Genomic DNA, 21,657 nt, shown 5'->3' on the forward strand with positions numbered 1-21,657 from the left:
ATGGAACGCCGCCGATTTTTTGCGCAGGCACTCGCCGGCACCGCTGCCGTGGCCAGTGCCGCCGTGGCCCGCCACGCCCTGGCCGGCCTGCCCGAGCCCGTCATCCGCACCGGCACCGACACCGCCGGGCCGTGGATCCCGCCCGGTGTCACCGGCGCCGGCCGTCCCTACCGCCCCGTCGTCACGCTCAACGGCTGGACGCTGCCGTTTCGACTGAAGGACGGTGTCAAGGAGTTCCACCTGGTGGCCGAACCGGTGGTGCGCGAGTTTGCGCCCGGCTTCACGGTCAATCTGTGGGGCTACAACGGTGCCAGTCCCGGCCCCACCATCGAGGTGGTGGAAGGCGACCGGGTGCGCATCTACGTCACCAACCGGCTGCCCGAGCACACCACCATCCACTGGCACGGCCAGCGCCTGCCCAACGGCATGGACGGCGTGGGGGGCCTGAACCAGCCGCAAATCCCGCCCGGCAAGACCTACGTCTACGAGTTCGTCGCCCGCCGCCCGGGCACCTTCATGTACCACCCGCATGCGGACGAGATGGTGCAAATGGCCATGGGCATGATGGGCTTCTGGGTCACGCACCCCAAGGGCCGACACCCCTGGATCGCCGAGGTGGACCGCGACTACTGCTTCCTGCTCAACGCCTTCGACGTCACGCCGGGCGCGCGCACCCCCAACGTCAACACCATGCTCGACTTCAACATCTGGGCCTGGAACAGCCGCGTCTTCCCCGGCATCGACCCGCTGGTGGCGCGCCTGGGCGAGCGTGTGCGCGTGCGCATCGGCAACCTGACCATGACCAACCACCCCATCCACATCCACGGCATCGAGTTCGAGGTCACCGGCACCGACGGCGGCCCCACCCGCCCGGAGTCGCGTTGGATGGAGGTGACCGCCGACATCGCCGTGGGGCAGATGCGGCAGATCGAATTCGTCGCCGACGAGGAGGGCGACTGGGCCATGCACTGCCACAAGAGCCACCACACCATGGGCGCCATGGGCCACGGGGTGCCCACGATGATCGGCGTGGATCACCGCGGCCTGGTGCAGCGCATCCAGCGCGTCGTGCCCGACTACATGGTCATGGGCGAACGCGGCATGGCCGACATGGGCGAGATGGAAATGCCCCTGCCCGACAATACCTTCCCGATGATGACCGGTACCGGCCCCTACGGCCCGGTCGAGATGGGCGGCATGTTCACGACCCTGAAGGTGCGCCGCGACCAGGCCCCGGGCGACTACCGCGACCCGGGCTGGTACCGCCAACCGCCGGGCACCCAGGCGCGCCCGGTCGAGATGACCGAGGCCCCCGCTCTGGCGCCGGCCGGTGCGCCGCAGGGCGCCGGCCACGGCCACCATGGCCACCATGGCCACCATGCCAACCCCGCCGCTCCCACCACGCCCGCCCCCTTCGACGCCCGCAAACCCACCGGAGGACACCATGGCCACCCCCACTGACCCCCTGCGCCGTGCGCTGCTGGCCGGCCTGTCGGCCCTGCCCCTGCTGGCCACCGCCCATGGACCACAGAGCCACGCCTCGCATCCCCGCGCCGCCGCGCTGCCCCCGGAGCAAAAGCCCTGGGGCATCGCGGGTGACCCCGCGCGCGTGACCCGCACCATCGAAATCCGCATGGGCGACGACATGCGCTTTCAACCCGACCGCCTGGCCGTGCGCGAAGGCGAGACACTGCGCCTGCGCGCCGTCAACCGCGGGCGGGTGATGCACGAGATCGTGATCGGCACGCCCGAGGAACTCGCCGCCCACGCAGAGCTCATGAAAAAACACCCCGGCATGGAGCACGACGAACCGCACATGGCCCATGTCCCGCCCGGGCGGCGCGGCGATATCGTCTGGCACTTCAACCGCCCCGGCGACTTCGCGTTTGCGTGCCTGATCGCCGGCCACTTCGAAGCGGGCATGGTCGGCCGCATCCGGGTCGAGCCCGCTGCACAGGAGAAGACACCATGAAACGACGCGACTGGATGCGCTGGGGCGCAGCATGGCTGGCCGCCTCGGGCACGGGGCTGGGCATGGCCCAACCCGCCGCCCCCCTGGTGGAGGTGTGGAAAGACCCCCAATGCGGCTGCTGCAACGACTGGATTCGCCACCTGGAGGCCAACGGTTTTCGAGTCCAGGCCTTTGACAGCGGTAACGCCGGCATGCGCCAGCGGCTGGGCATGCCGCAGGCGCTCGGCTCCTGCCACACGGCCCGGGTGGGTGGTTATGTGGTCGAGGGCCATGTGCCTGCGGGGGACATCCAGCGCCTGCTGCGCGAGCGGCCTGCGGCGCTGGGCCTGTCGGTGCCGCGCATGCCGGTGGGCAGCCCCGGCATGGACGGCCCCGAGTACGGCAACCGCCGCGACCCCTACGACGTGCTGCTCGTGCAGCGCGACGGCTCCACCCGGGTGTATGCCAGCTACCACCAGACGCAGTCGGCCGCCCCGGCGGCCACCGCCGACCGCTGGGCCGAAGGCGAGGTGCGGCGCATCGACACCGCGGCGCGCAAGATCACTGTGCGCCACGGCGACATCCCCGATCTGGACATGCCGCCGATGACCATGGTGTTCCAGGTGCGCGATCCAGCCCTTCTGCAGGGGCTGCAACCGGGGGCACGGGTGCGGTTTCGCGCGCAGAAGGCCGATGGGGCCTACATCGTGACCGACATCAAAGCGGCCCCGTGACGTCTGCGCTAGGATGGGCGTCATGACTTCGTTCATCGATGCCACCCTGATCACCGCCGACAACGCCCTGCGCACGTTGTTCGCCCCCCACCGCGCCGCGCGACCGACGCCCGCCGTGTCCGCCGAGCGGCAGGCCGAGGCCGCGCAGATGACCGAGTCGGAACGCCGCCTCTCCGGGGCGCTGATGCGCGTCAACCACGTGGGCGAAATCTGCGCGCAGGCGCTCTACACCGGACAGGCGCTGGCGGCCCGGCTGGGCCCCGGCCGTCCGGAGGAGCGCGAACGCACCGCCCGCCACCTGGAGGCCGCCGGGCAGGACGAGACCGATCACCTGGCATGGTGCCAGCAGCGGCTGGACGAGCTGGGCGACCGCCGCTCGCTGCTCGCGCCACTGTGGTACGCCGGGGCGCTGACCATCGGCGTGGCGGCCGGTCTGGCCGGGCGCGGCATCAGCCTGGGCTTCGTCGTCGAGACCGAACGCCAGGTCGAGGCCCACTTGGACGGCCATCTGGACCGCCTGCCGGCGCGCGACCATCCGTCGCAGGCCATCGTGGCGCAAATGAAGGCCGACGAAATCCGCCATGCGCGCGATGCGCAGCAGGCCGGCGGTGTGGAGCTGCCGCCCCCCGTGAAGTGGGCGATGCGCGCCGCCGCCAAGGTCATGACGACGGTCGCACACCGGATCTGACCGCGCGGGTCAGTCCACTTCGATCAGCTCGTAGCTGGTCGTGATCTGCGCCGTCTTGCCCAGCATGATGCTGGCGGAGCAGTATTTTTCGTGGCTGAGCTGGATGGCGCGCTCGAGCGCGGACGCCGGGATGCCCTTGCCGTGCACCACGAAGTGCATGTGGATCGAGGTGAACACCTTGGGCTCGGTCTCGGCCCGGGTGGCGGACATCTTGACCTGACAGCCCCGCACGTCGTGCCGGCCACGCTTGAGGATCATCACGATGTCGAACGAGGTGCAGCCGCCGGTTCCGGCCAGCAGCAGCTCCATGGGCCGGGGCGCCAGGTTGGCGCCGCTGGTCTCGGGCTTGGTGGGGTCCGCGGCCCCGTCCATCGCCACGATGTGACCGCTGCCGGTCGCGGCCACGAAACCCATGTTGGAGCCGGCGCCCGCGGCGCCGGTCCAGGTGACGGTGCATTCCATCCAACTGTCTCCAAAACGACACGGCGCAGACAAGCATGCTGCACCGCAATATAAGCGGTGTATAATACGTGCCATTGTACGACGCGCTCGACGCATGACCGGTGTCGTCGTCGGGGCCTCGTGGCCCGGCAACGGTTGTCTCCTCTGCCCTCTATGGGTGGTTCAAGGCCCAGGCATCGCGCCTGGGCCTTTTTTTCGTGCCCAGCCCCGCTGCGACGGGCTGCGGTCGGCCGGGCACCGCATCCGTGCGCCGTATGATTGCGCGGACCCATCCGGAATCGCCATGCCTGCCCAGTCCCCCGCCTGCCCCGATCCCACCCCGCTGACCCCGCAGGACTATCTGAAGAAGATCCTCACCGCGCGCGTGTATGACGTGGCGCGCGAAACGCCGCTGGAGCCGGCGCGCAACCTCAGCCGCCGCCTGCACAACAAGGTGCTGCTCAAGCGCGAGGATCAGCAGCCGGTGTTCAGCTTCAAGCTGCGCGGCGCCTACAACAAGCTGGCGCACCTGTCGGCCGAGCAGCTGCAGCGCGGCGTCATCTGCGCCTCGGCCGGCAACCACGCGCAGGGCGTGGCCCTGGGCGCGCACAAGCTCGGCGCGCGCGCCGTCATCGTCATGCCCACCACCACGCCGCAGGTCAAGATCGACGCTGTGCGCGCGCTGGGCGGCGAGGTGGTGCTGCACGGCGACAGCTATTCGGACGCCGCGCAGCACGCCGCGGAGCTGGCGCGCCGCGAGGGTCTCACCTTCGTGCACCCGTTCGACGACCCCGACGTCATCGCCGGCCAGGGCACCATCGCGATGGAGATGCTGCGCCAGCTGCAGGGTCTGGGCTCCAACCGGCTCGACGCGGTGTTCGTCGCCATCGGCGGCGGCGGCCTGATCGCCGGCGTGGCCAACTACCTCAAGGCCGTGCGACCCGACATCCGCGTCATCGGCGTGCAGATGAGCGACTCCGACGCCATGCTGCGCTCGGTGCGCGCGGGCCAGCGCGTGCAGCTGGCCGACGTCGGGCTGTTTTCGGATGGCACCGCGGTCAAGCTGGTCGGCGAGGAGACCTTCCGCATCGCGCGCGAGCTGGTCGACGGCTACGTCACGGTGGACACCGACGAGGTCTGCGCCGCGATCAAGGACGTGTTCGTCGACACGCGCAGCATCGTCGAGCCGGCCGGCGCGATGGCGGTGGCGGCGATCAAGAAGCACGTCGCCGAGCACAAGACGCGCGGCGAGACCTACGCCGCCATCCTGTGCGGCGCCAACATGAACTTCGACCGGCTGCGCTTCGTCGCCGAGCGTGCCGAGGTCGGCGAGGAGCGCGAGGCGCTGTTCGCCGTCACCATCCCCGAGGAGCGCGGCAGCTTTCTGCGCTTTTTGCAGGCCATCGGCTCGCTGCCCGGCGGCCCGCGCAACGTCACCGAGTTCAACTACCGCATCCACGACGCCAGGGTGGCGCACGTGTTCGTGGGGCTCACCACCCACGGCAAGGGTGAAAGCGCCAAGATCGCCGCCGCCTTCGAGCGGCAGGGCTTCGCGACCCTGGACCTCACGCACGACGACCTGGCGCAGGAGCACATCCGCCACATGGTTGGCGGCCACTCGCCGCTGGCGCAGGACGAGCGGCTGCTGCGCTTCATCTTCCCGGAGCGGCCCGGCGCGCTGCTGAAGTTCCTGACGCTGATGCGCCCGAGCTGGAACATCAGCCTGTTCCACTACCGCAACCAGGGCGCCGACTACGGCCGCATCCTGGTCGGCCTGCAGGTGCCGCCCAAGGACGGCAAAGCGTTCGAGCGCTTCCTGCGCGAGCTCGGCTACCCCTACGTCGAGGAGACCGACAACCCGGTCTACCGGCTGTTCCTGCGGGGGTGAGGGGGTCGGCACCCTCGCCCGTCGGGCGGCTGCGAAGCGCGGGCTGACGACCGCCTCAACCGCCGGCCGGCGGCGCCGCAGCCGGTGCCGCCGGCCGCACCGGGGCGGGCAGTCGCACCGCCTCGCCGCCCTGCGGCGGGCTCAGCCACACCCCGTCGCGCTCGATGCGCTGCACGCGCCAGCCATCCGGCAGCGCCGCGCCCGCGCGGTACGGCTTGGCCGGCTGGCCATCGGTGACGAGCAGCGCGGCACCCCGTCCTCCGCCATCGGCCACCAGGCCCAGCAGGCGCCACGCCGCGCCGGTGGCGGCGACGGCGGCCGGCGCCGGCGGCGGGGTGGCGGCAAGACCCTCCCCACCGCCCAGCGCCCGCGCCATCGTCTCCGCCTGAGCGACCGGGGCCGACGACGGCGGCGGCGCCGCAGGCGCCACGCCCTGCGCCTGCCCCCACAGCCGCCATCCCCATGCCGCCGCGAGCCAGCCGGCCACCCCCCACGCGAGCAGCGCGGCCAGCGCCGGCAGCCGCGCCCGCCCGCGCGCGCGGCGGCGGCCGGGCGGCGGGCGGACAGGGGGAGCGGCGGGCGGCGTCATGGGGCTGCATTATCATCGTTGGCATGACATCCGCCTGCGCGCCCGCGCCCCCCGCCCGCCGCGTCCTGCGGGGCTTCACGCTGATCGAGCTGCTGGTCATCCTCGTCATCATCGGGGTGCTGGCGGCGCTGATCGTGCCCAACGTCATCGGCCGCGCCGACGAGTCGCGCGTCACCGCCGCACGGGCCGACGTGGCCAATCTGATGCAGGCGCTCAAGCTCTACCGGCTGGACAACCAGCGCTACCCCTCGCAGGAGCAGGGCCTGCAGGCGCTGGTGCAGCGGCCGGCCTCCGGCCCCCCGGCGCCGAACTGGCGCCCCTACCTCGACAAGCTGCCGAACGACCCCTGGGGCCGCCCTTATCAGTACCTCAACCCCGGCGCCTACGGCGAGGTGGACGTGTTCTCGCTCGGCGCCGACGGCCAGCCCGGCGGCGAGGGCAACGATGCCGACATCGGCAGCTGGCAGTGACCCCGCGCCCGCCGGGGCCGCGCGGCGCCCGCGCGGGCTGACGCTGCTGGAGCTGCTGGTGGTGCTGGCCATCGTCGGCATCGCCAGCGTCGGCGTGGTGCAGGCGTGGCGCGGCGACGCCGACCGGCGGCTGGACCGGCTGGCGACCGGGCTGCGCGACCAGATCGAGGCCGTGCGGGCACTGGCGCGCGCCGGCGGCACCCGCGCTGAGCTGGCCTGGGACGCCCAGGGCCTGCGCTGGCGCGGCCTGCCGGAGGCGGCCCTGCCCGAGCTGCCGCGCGCGCGCCCGTGGCCCCTGGAGGACGTGGCGCTGACGCTGGAGCCGCCGCAGCCGGCGCTCTCGCTCGGGACCGAACCCATGGGCCCGCCGTGGCGGTTGACGCTGCGCCACGGCGAGCGCACGCGCACGCTGGCCTTCGACGGCTGGGGCGCGGTGCGCGTGGAGTGAACCGCATGGCGCCCGCATCCGCCGCAGCCCCCCGCCCGGGCGTTCCGCCCCGCCGGCGCCCCGGCGGCTTCACGCTGGTGGAGGTGCTGGTGGCGCTGGCCATCGTCGCCACCGCGGCGCTGGCCGCCCAGCAGGCCGGCCAGGCCCTGCTGCGCACCGCCGAGCGCCAGCCGGCCCAGTGGCTGGCGCAGCTGTGCGCACACAACGCGCAGGTCGTGCTGCGGCTGGAGCCGGCCTTCCCGCCCCCCGGCACGCGCGAGCTCTCCTGCACGCAGGGCGGCGTGGAGCACACGGTGCAGATCGCCATCGACCCGACGCCGAACCCGAGCTTTCGCCGCGTCGAGGTGCGGGTGCGGCCAGCCGGCAGCGACCTCGTGCTGACGCGGCTGACCACCGTGCTCGGCCGGCACTGACGGGGCCGACGATGCGCCGCGCCCGGGGCCTGACGCTGATCGAGCTGCTGACCGCGCTGGCGGTGCTGGCGCTGCTGGCCACGCTCGGCTGGCGCGCGCTGGACGGGCTGCTGCGCGTGCGCGAGGCCACCGAGGCGCGCAGCGCCGCGCAGCTCGGCTGGGCCGACGTGCTGGCGCAGTGGCAGCTCGACCTCGACCAGATGGTGATGCCGGTGGACGGCGCCATCGACCCGCCGCCGGCCTGGTCGCTGCAGGGCGGCACGGTGCGCCTGCTGCGCCACGCCGCCGACGGCGCCGGCTGGCAGGTGGTGGCGTGGGCCGCGGTGGACGGCGGCGGGCGCTGGGCGCGCTGGCAGTCGCCGCCGCTGGCCACGCGGGAGGCGCTGGCGCAGGCGTGGGTGCAGGCGCCGCAGCGCGTGCGCGCCGAAGGCGTGCGCACCGTGGCCATTGCCAGCGCCGAGATCCGGGTGTGGGACGGCGCGCAGTGGAACGCCGACGGCGCCGAAGGCGTGCCGCCCGCCGCCGTGCGGCTGGTGCTGGTACCCGCCGCGGGCGCCGGCTTCGACGGCGCGCTGACGCTGGACTGGGCCTCGGCCCGCGTCGCCGGGGGCAAGTCGTGACGCGGACGCGCGGCGCAGCGCTGCTGATGGCGCTGATGCTGATGGCGGTGGTGGCCACGCTGGGGGCTGCCGCCTGGAGCTTGCAGTGGCGCGCCTGGGCCGTGGAGCGCGCCGCGCGCGACCAGGCGCAGGCCGCGTGGCTGCTGACCGGGGCGCTGGACTGGGCGCGCCTGATCGTGCGCGAGGACGGCCGCGCCTCGCGCACCGACCACCTGGCCGAACCGTGGGCGGTGCCGCTGCAGCCGACTAGGCTGTCCACCTTCCTGCGCGCCAGCGCCGACGACGGCGCCGACGTGCTGGACGAGGCCTGGCTGGCCGGCCGCATCGAAGACGCGCAGGCACGCCTCAACTGGCGCAACCTGATCGACGTCACAGGCGCCACGCCGCGCCTCAACCCCACGGCGCTGGCGGCGTTCGAGCGGCTCTATGGCCTGCTGGAGCTGCCGGCCGACGAGCTGCGTGCGGTGGCCGAGGCGCTGCGGCAGGCCTGGCCGGCCGGGGCGCAAAGCCCGGCCCGCCACCCTCCACCCGAGCGCGCCGAGGATCTGCAGGCGCTGGGGCTGAGCGCCGCGAGCTGGGCGCGGCTGGCCCCGCACACCGTCTGGCTGCCGGAGCCGACTCCGGTCAACCTCAACACCGCCGGGCCGCTGGTACTGCGCGCCGCGGTCGCCGGGCTGGACGCCGCCGAGGCGCAGCGCCTGCTGACCCTGCGCAGCCAGCGCCCGCTCGAGCGCGCCGAGGCGCTCGTGGAAGCGCTGCCGCGCCTGGCGGCGTCGTGGCAGCCGACGCTGCTGGGCGTGGCCAGCCGCCACTTCCTCGTCACCGGGCAGCTGCGGCTGGGCGAACTGACCGTGCAGCAGACCGCGCTGCTGCGCCGCGATGGCCCGCGCGTGGAGGTGCTGTGGCGCCAGCGCGGCGTGGCGGCCGCGACCCCGGCTGCGCCTTGAGGCGGTGCTATGCTTGCCGCGCCCCGACGCCGCCCGCCCGACCGATGCTGATCCTGCGCCCCGTAGACCGCTGCACCACCGTCGCCGCCCCCGCCGGCGCGACGGCCGAGGCGGCCCCGGCCGCCTGGCACTGGGCGCGCGTGGACGAGGCCGGCACGGTGCTGGCGCAGGGGCGTGCCCCGGCCGAGGGGCTGGCCGCCCTCGGCGGGCGCGAGCGCGTCGCGCTCGTCGTGCCGACCGGCTGGCTGGCGTGGCATGCGGTGGCGCTGCCGGCCGGCCGCGGCGCCCGCTCGCCGCAGGCGCTGGCCGGTCTGCTGGAGGACGACCTGCTGGACGAGCCCGAGCGGCTGCACTGGGCGCTCGGGCCGGCGGCGCCGCAGGGCCGCACCTGGGTCGCCACCGTGCGCGACGAGCGCCTGCAGGCCGCGGTGGCCGCCGTCCAGGCCCCCGGCTGGACGGTGGAGCGGCTGCTCCCCGAAAGCCATCCGCTGCCAGCGCCCGTGCTGTGGGTGCACGCGCTGGACGGCAGCCCGAGCGCCGTGCTGGCCGGGCCGGACGGCGTGGCCGCCGTGCCGCTGGCCGACCTCGACGCGCTGCTGCCACCCGGCACGCCGCAGGACGACGCCCCGGCGGGCATCGACGCATCGCCGACTGCACTGACCTGTGCCGCCGACCCGGCCGCCTTCGACGACGCGCGCGCGGCGCGACCGCAGGCCCCCTGGCAGGCGCTGCCGGCCGCGCGGCGCTGGGCCGACGCATGGCGCGACGGGCCGGATGTGGCGCAGTTCGCCTGGCGCCGCCGCATCGGCGGGGCGTGGTGGGAGCGCGCGCTGGGCACCGCGCGACAGGTCGGCAGCGAGCCGGCCTGGGCGCCGGCGCGCTGGGGCGTGGCGGCGGCGGTCGTGGTGCCGCTGCTGGCCGTGCCGCTGGCCGCGTGGCAGGCGCGTCAGGCCGAGCGCGCGTTGCAGGCCGAGACCCAGCGCATCGCGCGCGCGGCGCTGCCGCAGGTGCCGGTGCTGCTCGACCCGCCGCGCCAGCTCGCGCAGGCGCTGGCCCAGCTGGGCGGGCCGGCGTCGCCCGGGGCGCTGGAGCGCTGGCTGAACGCCTGGGGTGCGCTGGACGGGCCGCCGCCGCAGCAGCTGCGCCTGCAGGGCGATCGGCTCGAACTCCGCTGGGACGCCGCCCCGCCCGCGGCGCAGGTGCGCGCCGCGGCGCGCGCCGCCGGGCTGATCGTGGCCGAGCAAGGCGGCCCGGTGTGGCGGCTGCAGCCGGAGGCCGGTCGATGACGTCGATCCGCGCCGCGCTGCCGACGCTCACCGCGCGCCTGCCGGCGCCGCTGCGGCGTCATGCCGGTTCGCTGCTGGTCGGGGTGCTGCTGCTCGCGTGGACGCTCGGCGTGGCGTGGCCCGCTTGGCTTTCGCTTCAGCAGGCGCCGCAGCGGCTGACGCAAGCCCAGGCGCAGGCGCAGCGCACTGCCGCACTGGCGCAGGCGCTGGCCGAGCGCAAGGCCGCCGCCGACGCCGGCACCACCTCCCCCGCCACGCTGGAGGCGGTGCGCGCGCTGACCCAGGAACGGCTCGGCGCCGGCGCCCAACTGCGCGCCGACGAAGCCGGCGGCTGGCGCGTCGAGCTGGCCGGCGTGCCGGCACAGGCGCTGGCGCACTGGCTGGTGGCCCTGCGCGAGCGGCTGGCGCTGCAGGTGGCCGAACTCGACCTGCAGCGCGACGGCGATCTCTGGCGCGGCCAGGCGCGCCTCGCCCCCGCGGGAGGCGCCCGGTGAGCGCGCGCGCGCGCCGCATCCCCTGGCACGCAGCGGTGCTCGGCGCGCTGCTCGGCGCACTCGTCGCCAGCGTCGTCCAGGCCCCGGCGCGCTGGGCCGACGTGGCGCTGGCCGCCGCGAGCGACGGCCGGGTGCGGCTGCTGCAGCCGGCCGGCACGCTGTGGGCCGGCTCCGGCGTGCTGCGCGTGGCCGGCGACGGCGCGGCGCTGACGCTGCCCGGGCGGCTGCGCTGGACGCTCTCGCCCGACCTCGCCACCCTCGGCGCGCGCCTGACGCTGCAGCCCGACGCCGCCGCCGACGCGCCGTGGCGCGCCACGCTGGCCCGCCGCGACGGCGGCTGGTGGCTGCAGGCCGAGCCGTGGCGGGCGCAGTTCGATCTGGCCTGGCTGCAGGCGCTGGGCGCGCCGTGGAACACCTTCGGCCTGCAGGGGCGCGCGCACCTCGCGCTGCCGGCGCTGCGCTGGCCGCTCGCGGCGGCCAGCGCAGCGGCCCCGGCCGCCCCCGCCGCGGTCACCGTCGAGCTGCTCGACGTCGCCTCGGCCGTCAGCCCGCTGCGGCCGCTGGGCAGCTACCGGCTCACGCTGCAGGCCGCGCCGGGCGCCGCGCCGACGTTCGAGCTGGCCACGCTGCGCGGCGACCTGCGGCTGCAGGCCAGCGGCGGCTGGCCCGGCGGCCGGCTGCAGCTGCAGGGGCTGGCCGAGGCCAACCCCGATCGGCTCGACGCCCTGTCCAACCTGCTCAACCTGCTGGGCCGCCGCGACGGTGCGCGCGCCCACCTGCGCATCGGAAACCCCGCATGAACGACGCCACCCTCTCCGTCCGCCTGGGCCGCGCCGCGGCGCTGGCGCTGCTGGCGGCGGCGCTGGCCGGCCCGCTGGCCGCGCAGACCCTGCCGCCGGCGATCCGCCCCGGCCAGCCGATCACGCTCAACTTCGTCGATGCCGACATCGAGGCGGTGGCGCGGGCGCTGGGCGTCGCCACCGGCCGCACCATCGTCGTCGATCCGCGCGTCAAGGGGCCGCTGACGCTGGTCACCGAGACGCCGGTGCGCCCGGCCGCGGCGCTGGCGCAGTTCGGCGCCGAGCTGCGGCTGCGCGGCTTCGCGCTGGTGGAGTCGGCCGGGATCCTGAAGATCGTGCCGGAAGCCGAGGCCAAGCTGCTCGGCGGCCCGGTGCTGACCGAGGAGCCGGCCCCCGCGCGCGACGGGCTGCTCGTCACGCAGATCTTTCGCCTGCAGCACGAGAACGCCAACCACCTGCTGCCGATCCTGCGCCCGCTGATCAGCCCGAACAACCCGATCACCGTCAACAACACGCACAACGCGCTGGTCATCACCGACTACGCCGACAACCTGCAGCGGCTGGCGCGCATCATCGCGGCGCTGGACGTCGGCACCGCCACCGACCTGGAGGTGGTGCCGCTGAAGCACGCCATCGCCACCGACGTGGTCGGCTGGCTGCGCCAGCTGCTCGACGACGACGGCGCCCCCGGCCCCAACCGCACGCCGGGCGGGCCGCGCACCACGGTGCTGGCCGACCCGCGCAGCAACAGCCTGCTGCTGCGCGCCAGCCACCCGGCGCGGCTGCAGCTGGCCCGGGCGCTGATCGAGCGGCTGGACCGCCCCAGTGCCGCCAGCGCGGCGGCCAACATCCACGTCGTCTACCTGCGCCACGCCGACGCCGCGCAGCTCGCCACGACGCTGCGCGCCGCGCTGGCCGCCGCGGGCGCCCCGGGTGGCACCGACGGCGCGCCGGCCACCCCGTCCGCCACTCCGGCCACGGCGCCGGCAGCCAACCCGGGCGCCGGTACCCCGGGGCTGGCCAGCGGGACGCGCGCGGCCCCCGGCGGCGCCGCGGGGGCGGCCACCGCAGCCCCCACTGGCGGCCAGGTGCAGGCCGACGCCGCCAACAACGCCCTCATCATCACCGCGCCGGAGCCGCTGTACCGCGAGCTGCGCCGCGTCATCGACCTGCTGGACGTGCGCCGCGCGCAGGTCTACGTCGAAAGCCTCATCGCCGAGGTCAGCGCCGAGAAGGCTTCCGAGATCGGCGTGCAGTGGCAGAGCATCATCGGCCGCAACGGCGACGGCGCCATCGGGCTGCTCGGCACCAACTTCGGCACCGGTGGCGCCAATATCCTCAACCTCGCCACGCAGAACGGCGGCCAGGGCCAGCTGCCGGCGTCCGGTTTCAACATTGGCCTGGCGCAGCGCATCGGCGGCACCTACGTGCTGAGCGCCCTGGCGCGCTTCCTCGAGACCAACGGCGACGCCAACATCCTGTCGACGCCGAACCTGCTGACGCTGGACAACGAGGAGGCCAAGATCGTCATCGGCCAGAACGTGCCGTTCATCACCGGCCAGTACACCGCCAACAACACCAGCCAGGGCGCGGTCAACCCGTTCCAGACCATCGAGCGGCGCGACGTCGGCCTGACGCTGCGCGTGCGGCCGCAGATCAACGACCAGGGCACCGTCAAGCTGCAGATCTTCCAGGAGGTCAGCAGCGTGCTGCCAAGTTCGATCGGCAACCCGAGCGGCCTGATCACCAACAAGCGCTCGATCGAGTCCACCGTGATGGTGGAGGACGGCGGCATCGTCGTGCTGGGCGGGCTGCTGCAGGATGAGTTCGGCGGCAACCAGGACAAGGTGCCGGGGCTGGGCGACGTGCCGGTGCTGGGCCACCTGTTCCGCAGCGAGAAGCGCTCGCGCAAGAAGACCAACCTGATGGTGTTCCTGCGCCCGGTGGTGGTGCGCGACGCACGCGCCGGCGACGCGCTGGCGCTGGACCGCTATCAATGGATGCGCGGCGTGCAGGAGCAGGCCCAGCCCGAGCCGAGCCGCCTGCACCCGGTGCAGGACGCGCCGGTGCTGCCGCCCGCCTGGCCCGGCGCCGCCGTGCCGCCCGCGCCCGCCGCTGCCGCCCCCGCCCGATGAGCGCCGCCCACCCGCTGCCCTACGCGTGGGCGCGCGCCCACGGCGTGCTGCTGCACGTGGACCGCGGCGAGCGCTGGCTGATCGTGCGCGCCGACGCCGGGGGACTGCTGCCCGCGGGGCAATTGTCCGCCGTGGCTGAAGCGCAGCGCGTGCACGGCCCGTGCCGGCTGCAGCGCGAACCCGCCGCCGCCTTCGACGCGCGGCTGCAGGCCGCCTACGCCGACGGCAGCGGCTCCACCGCCGCCGCCATCGTCAGCGAGGTCGAAAGCGAGGCCGACCTGTCGCGCCTGATGCAGGAGCTGCCGCAGATCGAGGATCTGCTGGAGGCCGCCGACGACGCGCCGATCATCCGCATGCTCAACGCGCTGCTGACGCAGGCGGTGCGCGAGCGCGCCAGCGACATCCACATCGAGCCGTACGAGCGCCACTCCAGCGTTCGCTTTCGCGTCGACGGCACGCTGCGCGAGGTGGTGCAGCCCAACCGGGCGCTGCACGCGGCGCTGATCTCGCGCCTGAAGATCATGGCCGAGCTCGACATCGCCGAAAAGCGCCTGCCGCAGGACGGGCGCATCGCGCTGCGGCTGGGTGGCCGCGCGGTGGACGTGCGCGTCTCCACCCTGCCCAGCGCCCACGGGGAGCGCGCCGTGCTGCGCCTGCTGGACAAGTCCGACGGCGTGCTCAGCCTGGAAGCCGTCGGCATGCAGGGCGCCACGCTGCAGGCGTTCGAGCGCCTGGTCGCGCAGCCGCACGGCCTCGTGCTCGTCACCGGCCCCACCGGCAGCGGCAAGACCACCACGCTCTACGCGGCGCTCCAGCGCCTGGACGCGCAGCGGCTCAACATCATGACGGTGGAAGACCCGATCGAATACGAGCTGCCCGGCATCGGCCAGACGCAGGTCAACCCCAAGATCGACCTGACGTTTGCCAAGGCGCTGCGCGCGATCCTGCGCCAAGACCCCGACGTCATCATGATCGGCGAAATCCGCGATCAGGAGACCGCGCAGATCGCCATCCAGGCGTCGCTGACCGGCCACCTGGTGCTGGCCACGCTGCACACCAACGACGCGCCCAGCGCCGTCACGCGGCTGGTGGACATGGGCATCGAGCCGTTCCTGCTGTCCAGTTCCCTGCTCGGCGTGCTGGCGCAGCGGCTGGTGCGCAAGGTCTGCCCGGCCTGCGGCGGCGCCGGTTGCGCCGACTGCGGCCAGGCCGGCTACGCCGGGCGCACGGGGCTGTTCGAGCTGATGGTGGTCGACGAGGGCCTGCGAGCCCTGATCCATGACCGTGCGCCGGAAGCCGCGCTGCGCGCGCATGCGCTGCAGCACGGCCTGGTGCCGCTGCGCCAGGCCGGCGACGCGCTGGTGGCGCAGGGCGTCACCAGCGCCGAGGAAGTCTGGCGCGTGACGCGCGACTGAGCGCCCCCGAGCCCTGCCGACCCGCGATGCCGACCTTCCGCTACCAGGCCCTCGACGCGCACGGACGGCGCCAGCGCGGCACGCTGGCGTCCGAGCACGCGCGCGCCGCGCGCGCGCAGCTGCGCGCGCAGGGGCTGGTGCCGCTGCAGGTGACGGCGGGTGACGAGGCGGCCCCGGCCCGCGGCGGCTCGCGCCGCTGGCCGGCGGCGCGGCTGGCGACATGGACGCGGCAGCTGGCCGCGCTGGTCGACAGCGGCCTGCCGCTGGAGCGGGCGCTGGCCGAACTCGCGCGCGAGGCCGACGACGCCGCGCAGCAGGCGCTCGTCACCGAGCTGCGCGCCGAGGTCCACGCCGGCAGCTCGCTGGCGGCGGCGCTTGCGCGCCACCCGCGCGTGTTCGACGCGCCGTACCGTGCGGTGGTGGCCGCGGGCGAAGCCAGCGGGCGCCTGGGCACCGTGCTGCAGCGGCTGGCCGACGAACGCGAGGCCGCCGAGGCGCTGCGCCAGCGCATCCTGTCGGCGCTGCTGTATCCGGCCATCGTCACCGCCTTCGCGCTGGCCATCGTCGTGTTTCTGATGACCTACGTCGTGCCGCAGGTGGCGCAGGCGTTCGCCAGCGGCAAGCGCGCGCTGCCGACGCTGACGGTGCTGGTGCTGCAGGTGAGCGCCTGGCTGCGCGGCTGGGGCTGGACGCTGCTGCCGCTGCTGGCCGCCGGCGTGGCGGCCTGGCGGCTGGCCCGCCAGCGCCCGGCGGCGCGGCTGGCGCTGGACCGCGCCTGGCTGCGCCTGCCGCTGCTGGGGCGGCTGGCGCGCCAGCTCGACGTGGCGCGGCTGGCCGCGACGCTGGCGCTGCTGGTGCAGGCGGGCGTGCCGCTGCTGCGGGCGCTGGCCACCGCCGCCGACACGCTGCGCAACACCGCGCTGCAGCGCGACGTGCACGAGGCGCTGACGCTGGTGCGCGAAGGCGCGCCGCTGGCCGCGGCGCTGGCCACCCGGCCGGCGCTCGCGGGCCTGCTGGTGACGTTTGCGCGGCTGGGCGAGCAGACCGGCCAGCTCGGCCCCATGCTGCAGCGCGCCGCGCAGCAGCTGGCCGACGACGCTCAGCGCCGCCTGCTGCGGCTGACCACCTGGCTGGAGCCGCTGCTGATCATCGCCATGGGCGGCGTGGTGCTGCTGATCGTGCTGGCGGTGATGCTGCCGATCATCCAGCTCAACCAGCTGGTGCGCTGACGATGGCCGCGACCCCTGACCCCGACGACGGCTGGCTGCCCGGCGCGCGCCGCGTGCCGTCGCCGAACCACGGACCGCGCCCGCCGGGCGTGCAACCGTGGCTCGTCGTGCTGCACAGCATCAGCCTGCCGCCGGGCGAGTACGGCGGCCCGTGGATCGAGCGGCTGTTCACCAACACGCTGGACTGGGACGCACACCCCTACTTTCAAAGCATCCGGGGGCTGGAGGTCTCGGCCCACGTCCTCATCCGCCGCGACGGCGAGTGCGTGCAGTTCGTCGCGCTGGATCGCCGCGCCTGGCACGCCGGCCGCTCGTCGTGGCAGGGACACGACAACTGCAACGACTTCTCGGTCGGCATCGAGCTGGAGGGGCTGGAGGGCGACACCTTCACCGACGCGCAGTACGCGGCGCTGGCGGCGCTGCTGGCCGCGCTGCGCGAACGCCTGCCGGCGCTGCGCGCGGTGGCCGGGCACGAGCACGTCGCCCCCGGGCGCAAGCGCGACCCCGGCCCGGGCTTCGACTGGGCACGGCTGATCCGCCTGACCGGCTGGCCGGCGGCGTGGTTCGCCAGCGAGGCGCCCGGCCAGCCCCCCACCCCGGAAAAACCCGGGGATATGGATCGGGCCGGGGGATAAATTTTTTTTGGGCCCGCCCCCTTGCCCCCGGGGCCTGCGTCGGTACACTACGGATAGTGTTTTCGGCTGACGTCAAACACTACATCTAGTGTTTGCACGCCAGCATCCGCAGCCTTGATCTTCCGCGAGGATCCATGCAGACCACCCTCACCTCCCCCTCGTCCGCCGCCCACCCGATGGCCGTCGCCGAGCCGGCACGCGCCACCAGCAGCGCCACGCTGGCGCACTACCAGATCATCCGCCGCAACGGCGCGGTGGTCCCGTTCGAGCCCAACAAAATCGCCGTCGCCATGATGAAGGCCTTTCTGGCCGTCCATGGTCCGCAGGGTGCCGCATCGGCCAGCGTGCGCGAAACGGTGGACCAACTGACCCAGGCGGTCGTGCGCGCCCTGGTGCGCTCGCGCCCGGGCGGCGGCACCTTCCACATCGAAGATGTGCAAGACCAGGTGGAACTGGGCCTGATGCGCGGCGGCCACCACGAGGTCGCGCGCGCCTACGTGCTCTACCGCGAACGCCGAGCGCAGGAACGCGCCGCCAAGGCGGCCCAGGCGCAACCTGCCCAGCCCGTGCTGCACGTGGTCGATGGCGGCGAGCGGCGCCCCCTCGACCTCGAACGCCTGCAGGCGCTGATCCACTCCGCGGTGGAGGGGCTGGGCGCCGACGTCAAGGCCGAGCCGATCGTCGCCGAGACGCTGCGCAACCTGTACGACGGCGTGCCCATGGAGGAGGTGCACAAGGCCGCGATCCTGGCCGCGCGCACCAAGATCGAAACCGACCCGGACTACACCTACGCCACCGCGCGGCTGCTGCTGCACACCATCTACAAAGAGGTGCTGGGCGAAGAAACCCCGCACGCGCAGATGCGCGAGCGCTATGCCGAGTACTTTCCGGCCTTCATCAAAAAGGGCGTGGAGGCCGAGCTGCTCAACCCCGAGCTGCAGACCTTCGACCTCGCCCGTCTGGGCGCGGCGCTCAAACCCGAGCGTGACCTGCAGTTCGACTACCTGGGGCTGCAGACGCTGTACGACCGCTACTTCCTGCATGTGCGCAAGCAGCGCATCGAGCTGCCGCAGGCCTTCTTCATGCGCGTGGCGATGGGCCTGGCGCTCAACGAGATCGACCGCGAGGCGCGCGCCATCGAGTTCTACGAGGTGCTCTCCAGCTTCGACTTCATGAGCAGCACCCCCACGCTGTTCAACTCGGGCACGCTGCGCTCGCAGCTGTCCAGCTGCTACCTGACCACGGTGCCCGACGATCTGGACGGCATTTACGAGTCGATCAAGGAAAACGCCCTGCTGTCCAAGTTTGCCGGCGGGCTGGGCAACGACTGGACGCGCGTGCGCGCGCTGGGCAGCCACATCAAGGGCACCAACGGCGAAAGCCAGGGCGTGGTGCCGTTCCTGAAGGTCGTCAACGACACGGCGGTCGCGGTCAACCAGGGCGGCAAGCGCAAGGGCGCGGTGTGCTGCTATCTGGAGACCTGGCACCTGGACATCGAGGAGTTCCTGGAGCTGCGCAAGAACACCGGCGACGACCGCCGCCGCACGCACGACATGAACACCGCCAACTGGATCCCGGACCTGTTCATGAAGCGTGTGATGGAAAACGGCGACTGGACGCTGTTCTCGCCGTCCAGCGTGCCCGACCTGCACGACAAGGTCGGCAAGGCGTTCGAAGAGGCCTACATCGCCTACGAAGCCAAGGCCGAGCGCGGCGAAATCCGCCCGAGCAAAAAGGTGCGCGCGGTGGACCTGTGGCGCAAAATGCTGACGATGCTGTTCGAAACCGGGCACCCCTGGATCACGTTCAAGGACCCGTGCAACATTCGCAGCCCGCAGCAGCACGTCGGTGTCGTGCACTCGTCCAACCTGTGCACCGAAATCACGCTCAACACCAGCGACACCGAAACGGCCGTGTGCAACCTCGGCTCGGTCAACCTGGCGCAACACCTCAAGGACGGCCCCCACGGCAAGGAGCTCGACCACGACAAGCTCAAGCGCACCATCACGACCGCGATGCGCATGCTCGACAACGTCATCGACATCAACTACTACGCGGTCAAAAAGGCGCGCGACGCCAACCTGCGCCACCGCCCGGTGGGGCTGGGGTTGATGGGCTTTCAGGACGCGCTGTACGAGCTGCGCATCCCGTACGCGTCGCCCGAGGCGGTGGAATTCGCCGACCGCTCGATGGAGGCCATCTGCTACTACGCCTACTGGGCCAGCAGCGACCTGGCGGTGGAGCGCGGCCGCTATTCCACCTTCAAGGGCTCGCTGTGGGACCGCGGCATCCTGCCGCTGGACACGCTGGACCTGTTGGCGCAGCAGCGCGGCGGCTACCTGGAGGTGGACCGCTCGCGCACGCTGGACTGGGACGCGCTGCGCGCCAAGATCGCCCGCGACGGCATGCGCAACTCCAACTGCATCGCCATCGCCCCGACCGCCACCATCTCCAACATCATCGGGGTGGATGCGTCCATCGAACCGTGCTTCGGCAACCTGTCGGTCAAGTCCAACCTGTCGGGCGAGTTCACCGTCATCAACAGCTATCTGGTCAAGGACCTCAAGCGCCTGGGCCTGTGGGACGAGGTCATGATCATGGACCTCAAGCACTTCGACGGCTCGCTGTGGCCGATCGACCGCGTGCCGCAGGACCTCAAGGAGCTCTACCGCACCGCGTTCGAGATCGAGCCGGTGTGGCTGGTGGAAGCCGCCGCGCGGCGCCAGAAGTGGATCGACCAGGCGCAAAGCCTCAACATCTACATGGCCGGTGCCTCGGGCAAGAAGCTGGACGAGACCTACAAGCTGGCCTGGATCCGCGGCCTGAAGACCACCTACTACCTGCGCACCACCGGCGCCACCCACGCCGAAAAGTCCACCGTGCGCAGCGGCGCGCTCAACGCCGTGCCCACCGCCGGCAGCGCCCCCGCCGCCGCGGCGCCGGGGGCGGTCGAGCCCGCCACCGACATCAAGTTCTGCGCCATCGACGACCCGGGTTGCGAAGCCTGTCAATGACGGCCCTCGCCGCCGGCGCCGGCCGGACTGATGCCCTCACGCAACAGCCCGCCCCGCCAGCGGCCACCGGCGCCCCCGGCACAGGGCCAAACGCTTGTCATTTCGTCGATGCCTTTCAATAATTTCACGAATCGGACACCAACATGCTGACCTGGGAAGACCAAACGCCCACCGTTGCCCCCCAAACGGCACGCCGCACGCCCGAGGCTGCGCCTGCGCTGCAACCGGCCGTGGGGACCGGCTCCCTCTTCGGCGCCACGCCCAACGCCCCCGTCGCGGGCTTCGACTATGTCTCTCCGGTGAGCGCCACGCCGGATGCCACCCCGGCCGCCGCCAGCGCGCCCGCCGGCCAGTCGGTGCGCGCGCAGGCGGCGAGCTTTCGCCGCGTCAACGTCGCCGACAAGCGCATCATCAACGGCCAGACGGACGTCAACCAGCTCGTTCCGTTCAAGTACAAATGGGCGTGGGAGAAATACCTCGCCACCTGCGCCAACCACTGGATGCCGCAGGAAATCAACATGTCGCGCGACATCGCGCTCTGGAAAGACCCCAACGGCCTGACCGAGGACGAGCGCCGCATCGTCAAGCGCAACCTGGGCTTCTTCGTCACCGCCGACTCGCTGGCCGCCAACAACATCACGCTGGGCACCTACCGCCACATCACGGCGCCGGAATGCCGCCAGTTCCTGCTGCGCCAGGCGTTCGAGGAGGCCATCCACACCCACGCCTACCAGTACATCGTCGAGTCGCTGGGGCTGGACGAAGGCGAGATCTTCAACGCCTACCACGAGATCCCGTCGATCCGCGACAAGGACGAGTTCCTGATCCCCTTCATCGACGCGATCATGGATCCCGCCTTCAAGACCGGCACGCCCGAGGCGGACCAGACGCTGCTGAAGTCGCTGATCGTCTTCGCCTGCCTGATGGAGGGGCTGTTCTTCTACGTCGGCTTCACGCAGATTCTGGCGCTGGGGCGGCAAAACAAGATGACGGGTGCGGCCGAGCAGTACCAGTACATCCTGCGCGACGAATCGATGCACTGCAACTTCGGCATCGACATGATCAACCAGCTCAAGCTGGAAAACCCGCACCTGTGGACGCCCGCCTTCAAGGCCGAGATCAAAGAGCTGTTCCTCAAGGCGGTGGATCTGGAGTACCGATACGCCGAGGACACCATGCCGCGCGGCGTGCTGGGGCTCAACGCCAGCATGTTCAAGGGCTATCTGCGCTACATCGCCAACCGGCGCGCCACCCAGATCGGCCTGGAGCCGCTCTTCCCCAACGAGGAAAACCCCTTCCCCTGGATGAGCGAGATGATCGACCTGAAGAAGGAGCGCAACTTCTTCGAAACCCGCGTGATCGAGTACCAATCGGGCGGCGCGCTGTCCTGGGATTGATCCGCGGCGCGCCCGTCGTCTGCATCTCGCGGCCTCCCCCCTTCCAACCCCCGCCAACCTGAA

General features: G+C 72.9%; 21 protein-coding genes. 19 read left to right on the forward strand and 2 right to left on the reverse strand.

Annotation, left to right across the window (positions count from 1 at the left end; translation table 11 throughout):
• From Tfont_RS02705 to coq7, 4 genes are read left to right on the forward strand one after another with little or no spacing between them, the layout of a single operon-like run.
• The gene (locus Tfont_RS02705; protein ID WP_143968290.1) at positions 1–1,461 is read left to right on the forward strand and encodes a multicopper oxidase family protein; all 1,461 of its coding nucleotides are present in this window, start codon (positions 1–3) and stop codon (positions 1,459–1,461) included.
• Positions 1,445–1,972, forward strand: coding sequence for a cupredoxin domain-containing protein (locus Tfont_RS02710; RefSeq protein WP_068608512.1), 528 nt, complete (start codon positions 1,445–1,447; stop codon positions 1,970–1,972). The genes Tfont_RS02705 and Tfont_RS02710 overlap by 17 nt, the downstream gene beginning before the upstream one ends.
• Complete coding sequence (locus tag Tfont_RS15020; protein ID WP_143968291.1) at positions 1,969–2,685, forward strand: copper-binding protein; 717 nt, start codon at positions 1,969–1,971, stop codon at positions 2,683–2,685. The genes Tfont_RS02710 and Tfont_RS15020 overlap by 4 nt, the downstream gene beginning before the upstream one ends.
• 22 nt (positions 2,686–2,707) lie before the next feature.
• Entirely contained in the window at positions 2,708–3,373 is a 666-nt protein-coding gene (gene coq7 / locus Tfont_RS02720; RefSeq protein ID WP_082955497.1) for a 2-polyprenyl-3-methyl-6-methoxy-1,4-benzoquinone monooxygenase, read from the forward strand.
• 9 nt (positions 3,374–3,382) lie between these two features.
• Here coq7 and Tfont_RS02725 read toward each other — a convergent pair whose 3' ends face one another.
• Positions 3,383–3,835: an OsmC family protein gene (locus Tfont_RS02725; RefSeq protein ID WP_068608506.1), complete on the reverse strand. Its 453-nt coding sequence runs from the start codon at positions 3,833–3,835 to the stop codon at positions 3,383–3,385.
• Positions 3,836–4,118: 283 nt separating this feature from the next.
• Between Tfont_RS02725 and ilvA the strand changes: the two genes are divergently transcribed.
• Positions 4,119–5,702, forward strand: coding sequence for a threonine ammonia-lyase, biosynthetic (gene ilvA, locus Tfont_RS02730; RefSeq protein ID WP_143968292.1), 1,584 nt, complete (start codon positions 4,119–4,121; stop codon positions 5,700–5,702).
• A 55-nt stretch (positions 5,703–5,757) separates the two neighbouring features.
• Here ilvA and Tfont_RS02735 read toward each other — a convergent pair whose 3' ends face one another.
• Positions 5,758–6,291: a type II secretion system protein N gene (locus Tfont_RS02735; RefSeq protein WP_143968293.1), complete on the reverse strand. Its 534-nt coding sequence runs from the start codon at positions 6,289–6,291 to the stop codon at positions 5,758–5,760.
• A gap of 23 nt (positions 6,292–6,314) precedes the next feature.
• On the opposite strand from Tfont_RS02735, the gene gspG reads away from it, so the two are divergent.
• From gspG to Tfont_RS02805, 14 genes are all read left to right on the forward strand, one after another.
• Entirely contained in the window at positions 6,315–6,761 is a 447-nt protein-coding gene (gene gspG, locus Tfont_RS02740) for a type II secretion system major pseudopilin GspG (protein ID WP_143968294.1), read from the forward strand.
• Positions 6,736–7,209: a prepilin-type N-terminal cleavage/methylation domain-containing protein gene (locus Tfont_RS02745; RefSeq protein ID WP_068608498.1), complete on the forward strand. Its 474-nt coding sequence runs from the start codon at positions 6,736–6,738 to the stop codon at positions 7,207–7,209. The genes gspG and Tfont_RS02745 overlap by 26 nt, the downstream gene beginning before the upstream one ends.
• 5 nt (positions 7,210–7,214) lie before the next feature.
• Positions 7,215–7,622: a type II secretion system minor pseudopilin GspI gene (gspI, locus tag Tfont_RS02750; protein ID WP_143968295.1), complete on the forward strand. Its 408-nt coding sequence runs from the start codon at positions 7,215–7,217 to the stop codon at positions 7,620–7,622.
• A gap of 11 nt (positions 7,623–7,633) precedes the next feature.
• Complete coding sequence (locus Tfont_RS02755; RefSeq protein ID WP_068608496.1) at positions 7,634–8,242, forward strand: PulJ/GspJ family protein; 609 nt, start codon at positions 7,634–7,636, stop codon at positions 8,240–8,242.
• The gene (gene gspK / locus Tfont_RS02760) at positions 8,239–9,189 is read left to right on the forward strand and encodes a type II secretion system minor pseudopilin GspK (RefSeq protein ID WP_231960246.1); all 951 of its coding nucleotides are present in this window, start codon (positions 8,239–8,241) and stop codon (positions 9,187–9,189) included. The genes Tfont_RS02755 and gspK overlap by 4 nt, the downstream gene beginning before the upstream one ends.
• A gap of 44 nt (positions 9,190–9,233) precedes the next feature.
• On the forward strand, positions 9,234–10,475 hold the full coding sequence (gene gspL / locus Tfont_RS02765) for a type II secretion system protein GspL (RefSeq protein WP_143968296.1): 1,242 nt from the start codon (positions 9,234–9,236) through the stop codon (positions 10,473–10,475).
• Positions 10,472–10,969, forward strand: a complete 498-nt coding sequence (gene gspM / locus Tfont_RS02770) for a type II secretion system protein GspM (protein ID WP_082955409.1) — start codon at positions 10,472–10,474, stop codon at positions 10,967–10,969. Before gspL ends, gspM begins: the two co-directional genes overlap by 4 nt.
• Complete coding sequence (locus Tfont_RS02775; protein ID WP_143968297.1) at positions 10,966–11,769, forward strand: type II secretion system protein N; 804 nt, start codon at positions 10,966–10,968, stop codon at positions 11,767–11,769. Before gspM ends, Tfont_RS02775 begins: the two co-directional genes overlap by 4 nt.
• Positions 11,766–13,904 carry a type II secretion system secretin GspD gene (gspD, locus tag Tfont_RS02780; RefSeq protein ID WP_143968298.1) on the forward strand — a complete coding sequence of 713 codons (2,139 nt, stop codon included), beginning with the start codon at positions 11,766–11,768 and terminating at the stop codon, positions 13,902–13,904. Before Tfont_RS02775 ends, gspD begins: the two co-directional genes overlap by 4 nt.
• Positions 13,901–15,319: a GspE/PulE family protein gene (locus Tfont_RS02785; RefSeq protein ID WP_143968299.1), complete on the forward strand. Its 1,419-nt coding sequence runs from the start codon at positions 13,901–13,903 to the stop codon at positions 15,317–15,319. The genes gspD and Tfont_RS02785 overlap by 4 nt, the downstream gene beginning before the upstream one ends.
• A 26-nt stretch (positions 15,320–15,345) precedes the next feature.
• The gene (gene gspF / locus Tfont_RS02790) at positions 15,346–16,548 is read left to right on the forward strand and encodes a type II secretion system inner membrane protein GspF (protein ID WP_143968300.1); all 1,203 of its coding nucleotides are present in this window, start codon (positions 15,346–15,348) and stop codon (positions 16,546–16,548) included.
• Between the two features lie 2 nt (positions 16,549–16,550).
• Positions 16,551–17,183 (forward strand): 1,6-anhydro-N-acetylmuramyl-L-alanine amidase AmpD, encoded by a 633-nt coding sequence (gene ampD, locus Tfont_RS02795; RefSeq protein WP_143968301.1) that lies wholly within the window; start codon positions 16,551–16,553, stop codon positions 17,181–17,183.
• Positions 17,184–17,317: 134 nt separating this feature from the next.
• A complete protein-coding gene (locus Tfont_RS02800) occupies positions 17,318–20,197 on the forward strand; it encodes a ribonucleoside-diphosphate reductase subunit alpha (protein ID WP_143968302.1) in 2,880 nt (959 codons plus the stop codon).
• A gap of 143 nt (positions 20,198–20,340) precedes the next feature.
• Positions 20,341–21,594, forward strand: coding sequence for a ribonucleotide-diphosphate reductase subunit beta (locus tag Tfont_RS02805; RefSeq protein ID WP_185974454.1), 1,254 nt, complete (start codon positions 20,341–20,343; stop codon positions 21,592–21,594).
• Positions 21,595–21,657 lie beyond the last annotated feature (63 nt).

The organism is Tepidimonas fonticaldi (genome assembly GCF_007556755.1).
Taxonomy (GTDB): Bacteria; Pseudomonadota; Gammaproteobacteria; order Burkholderiales; family Burkholderiaceae_C; genus Tepidimonas; species Tepidimonas fonticaldi.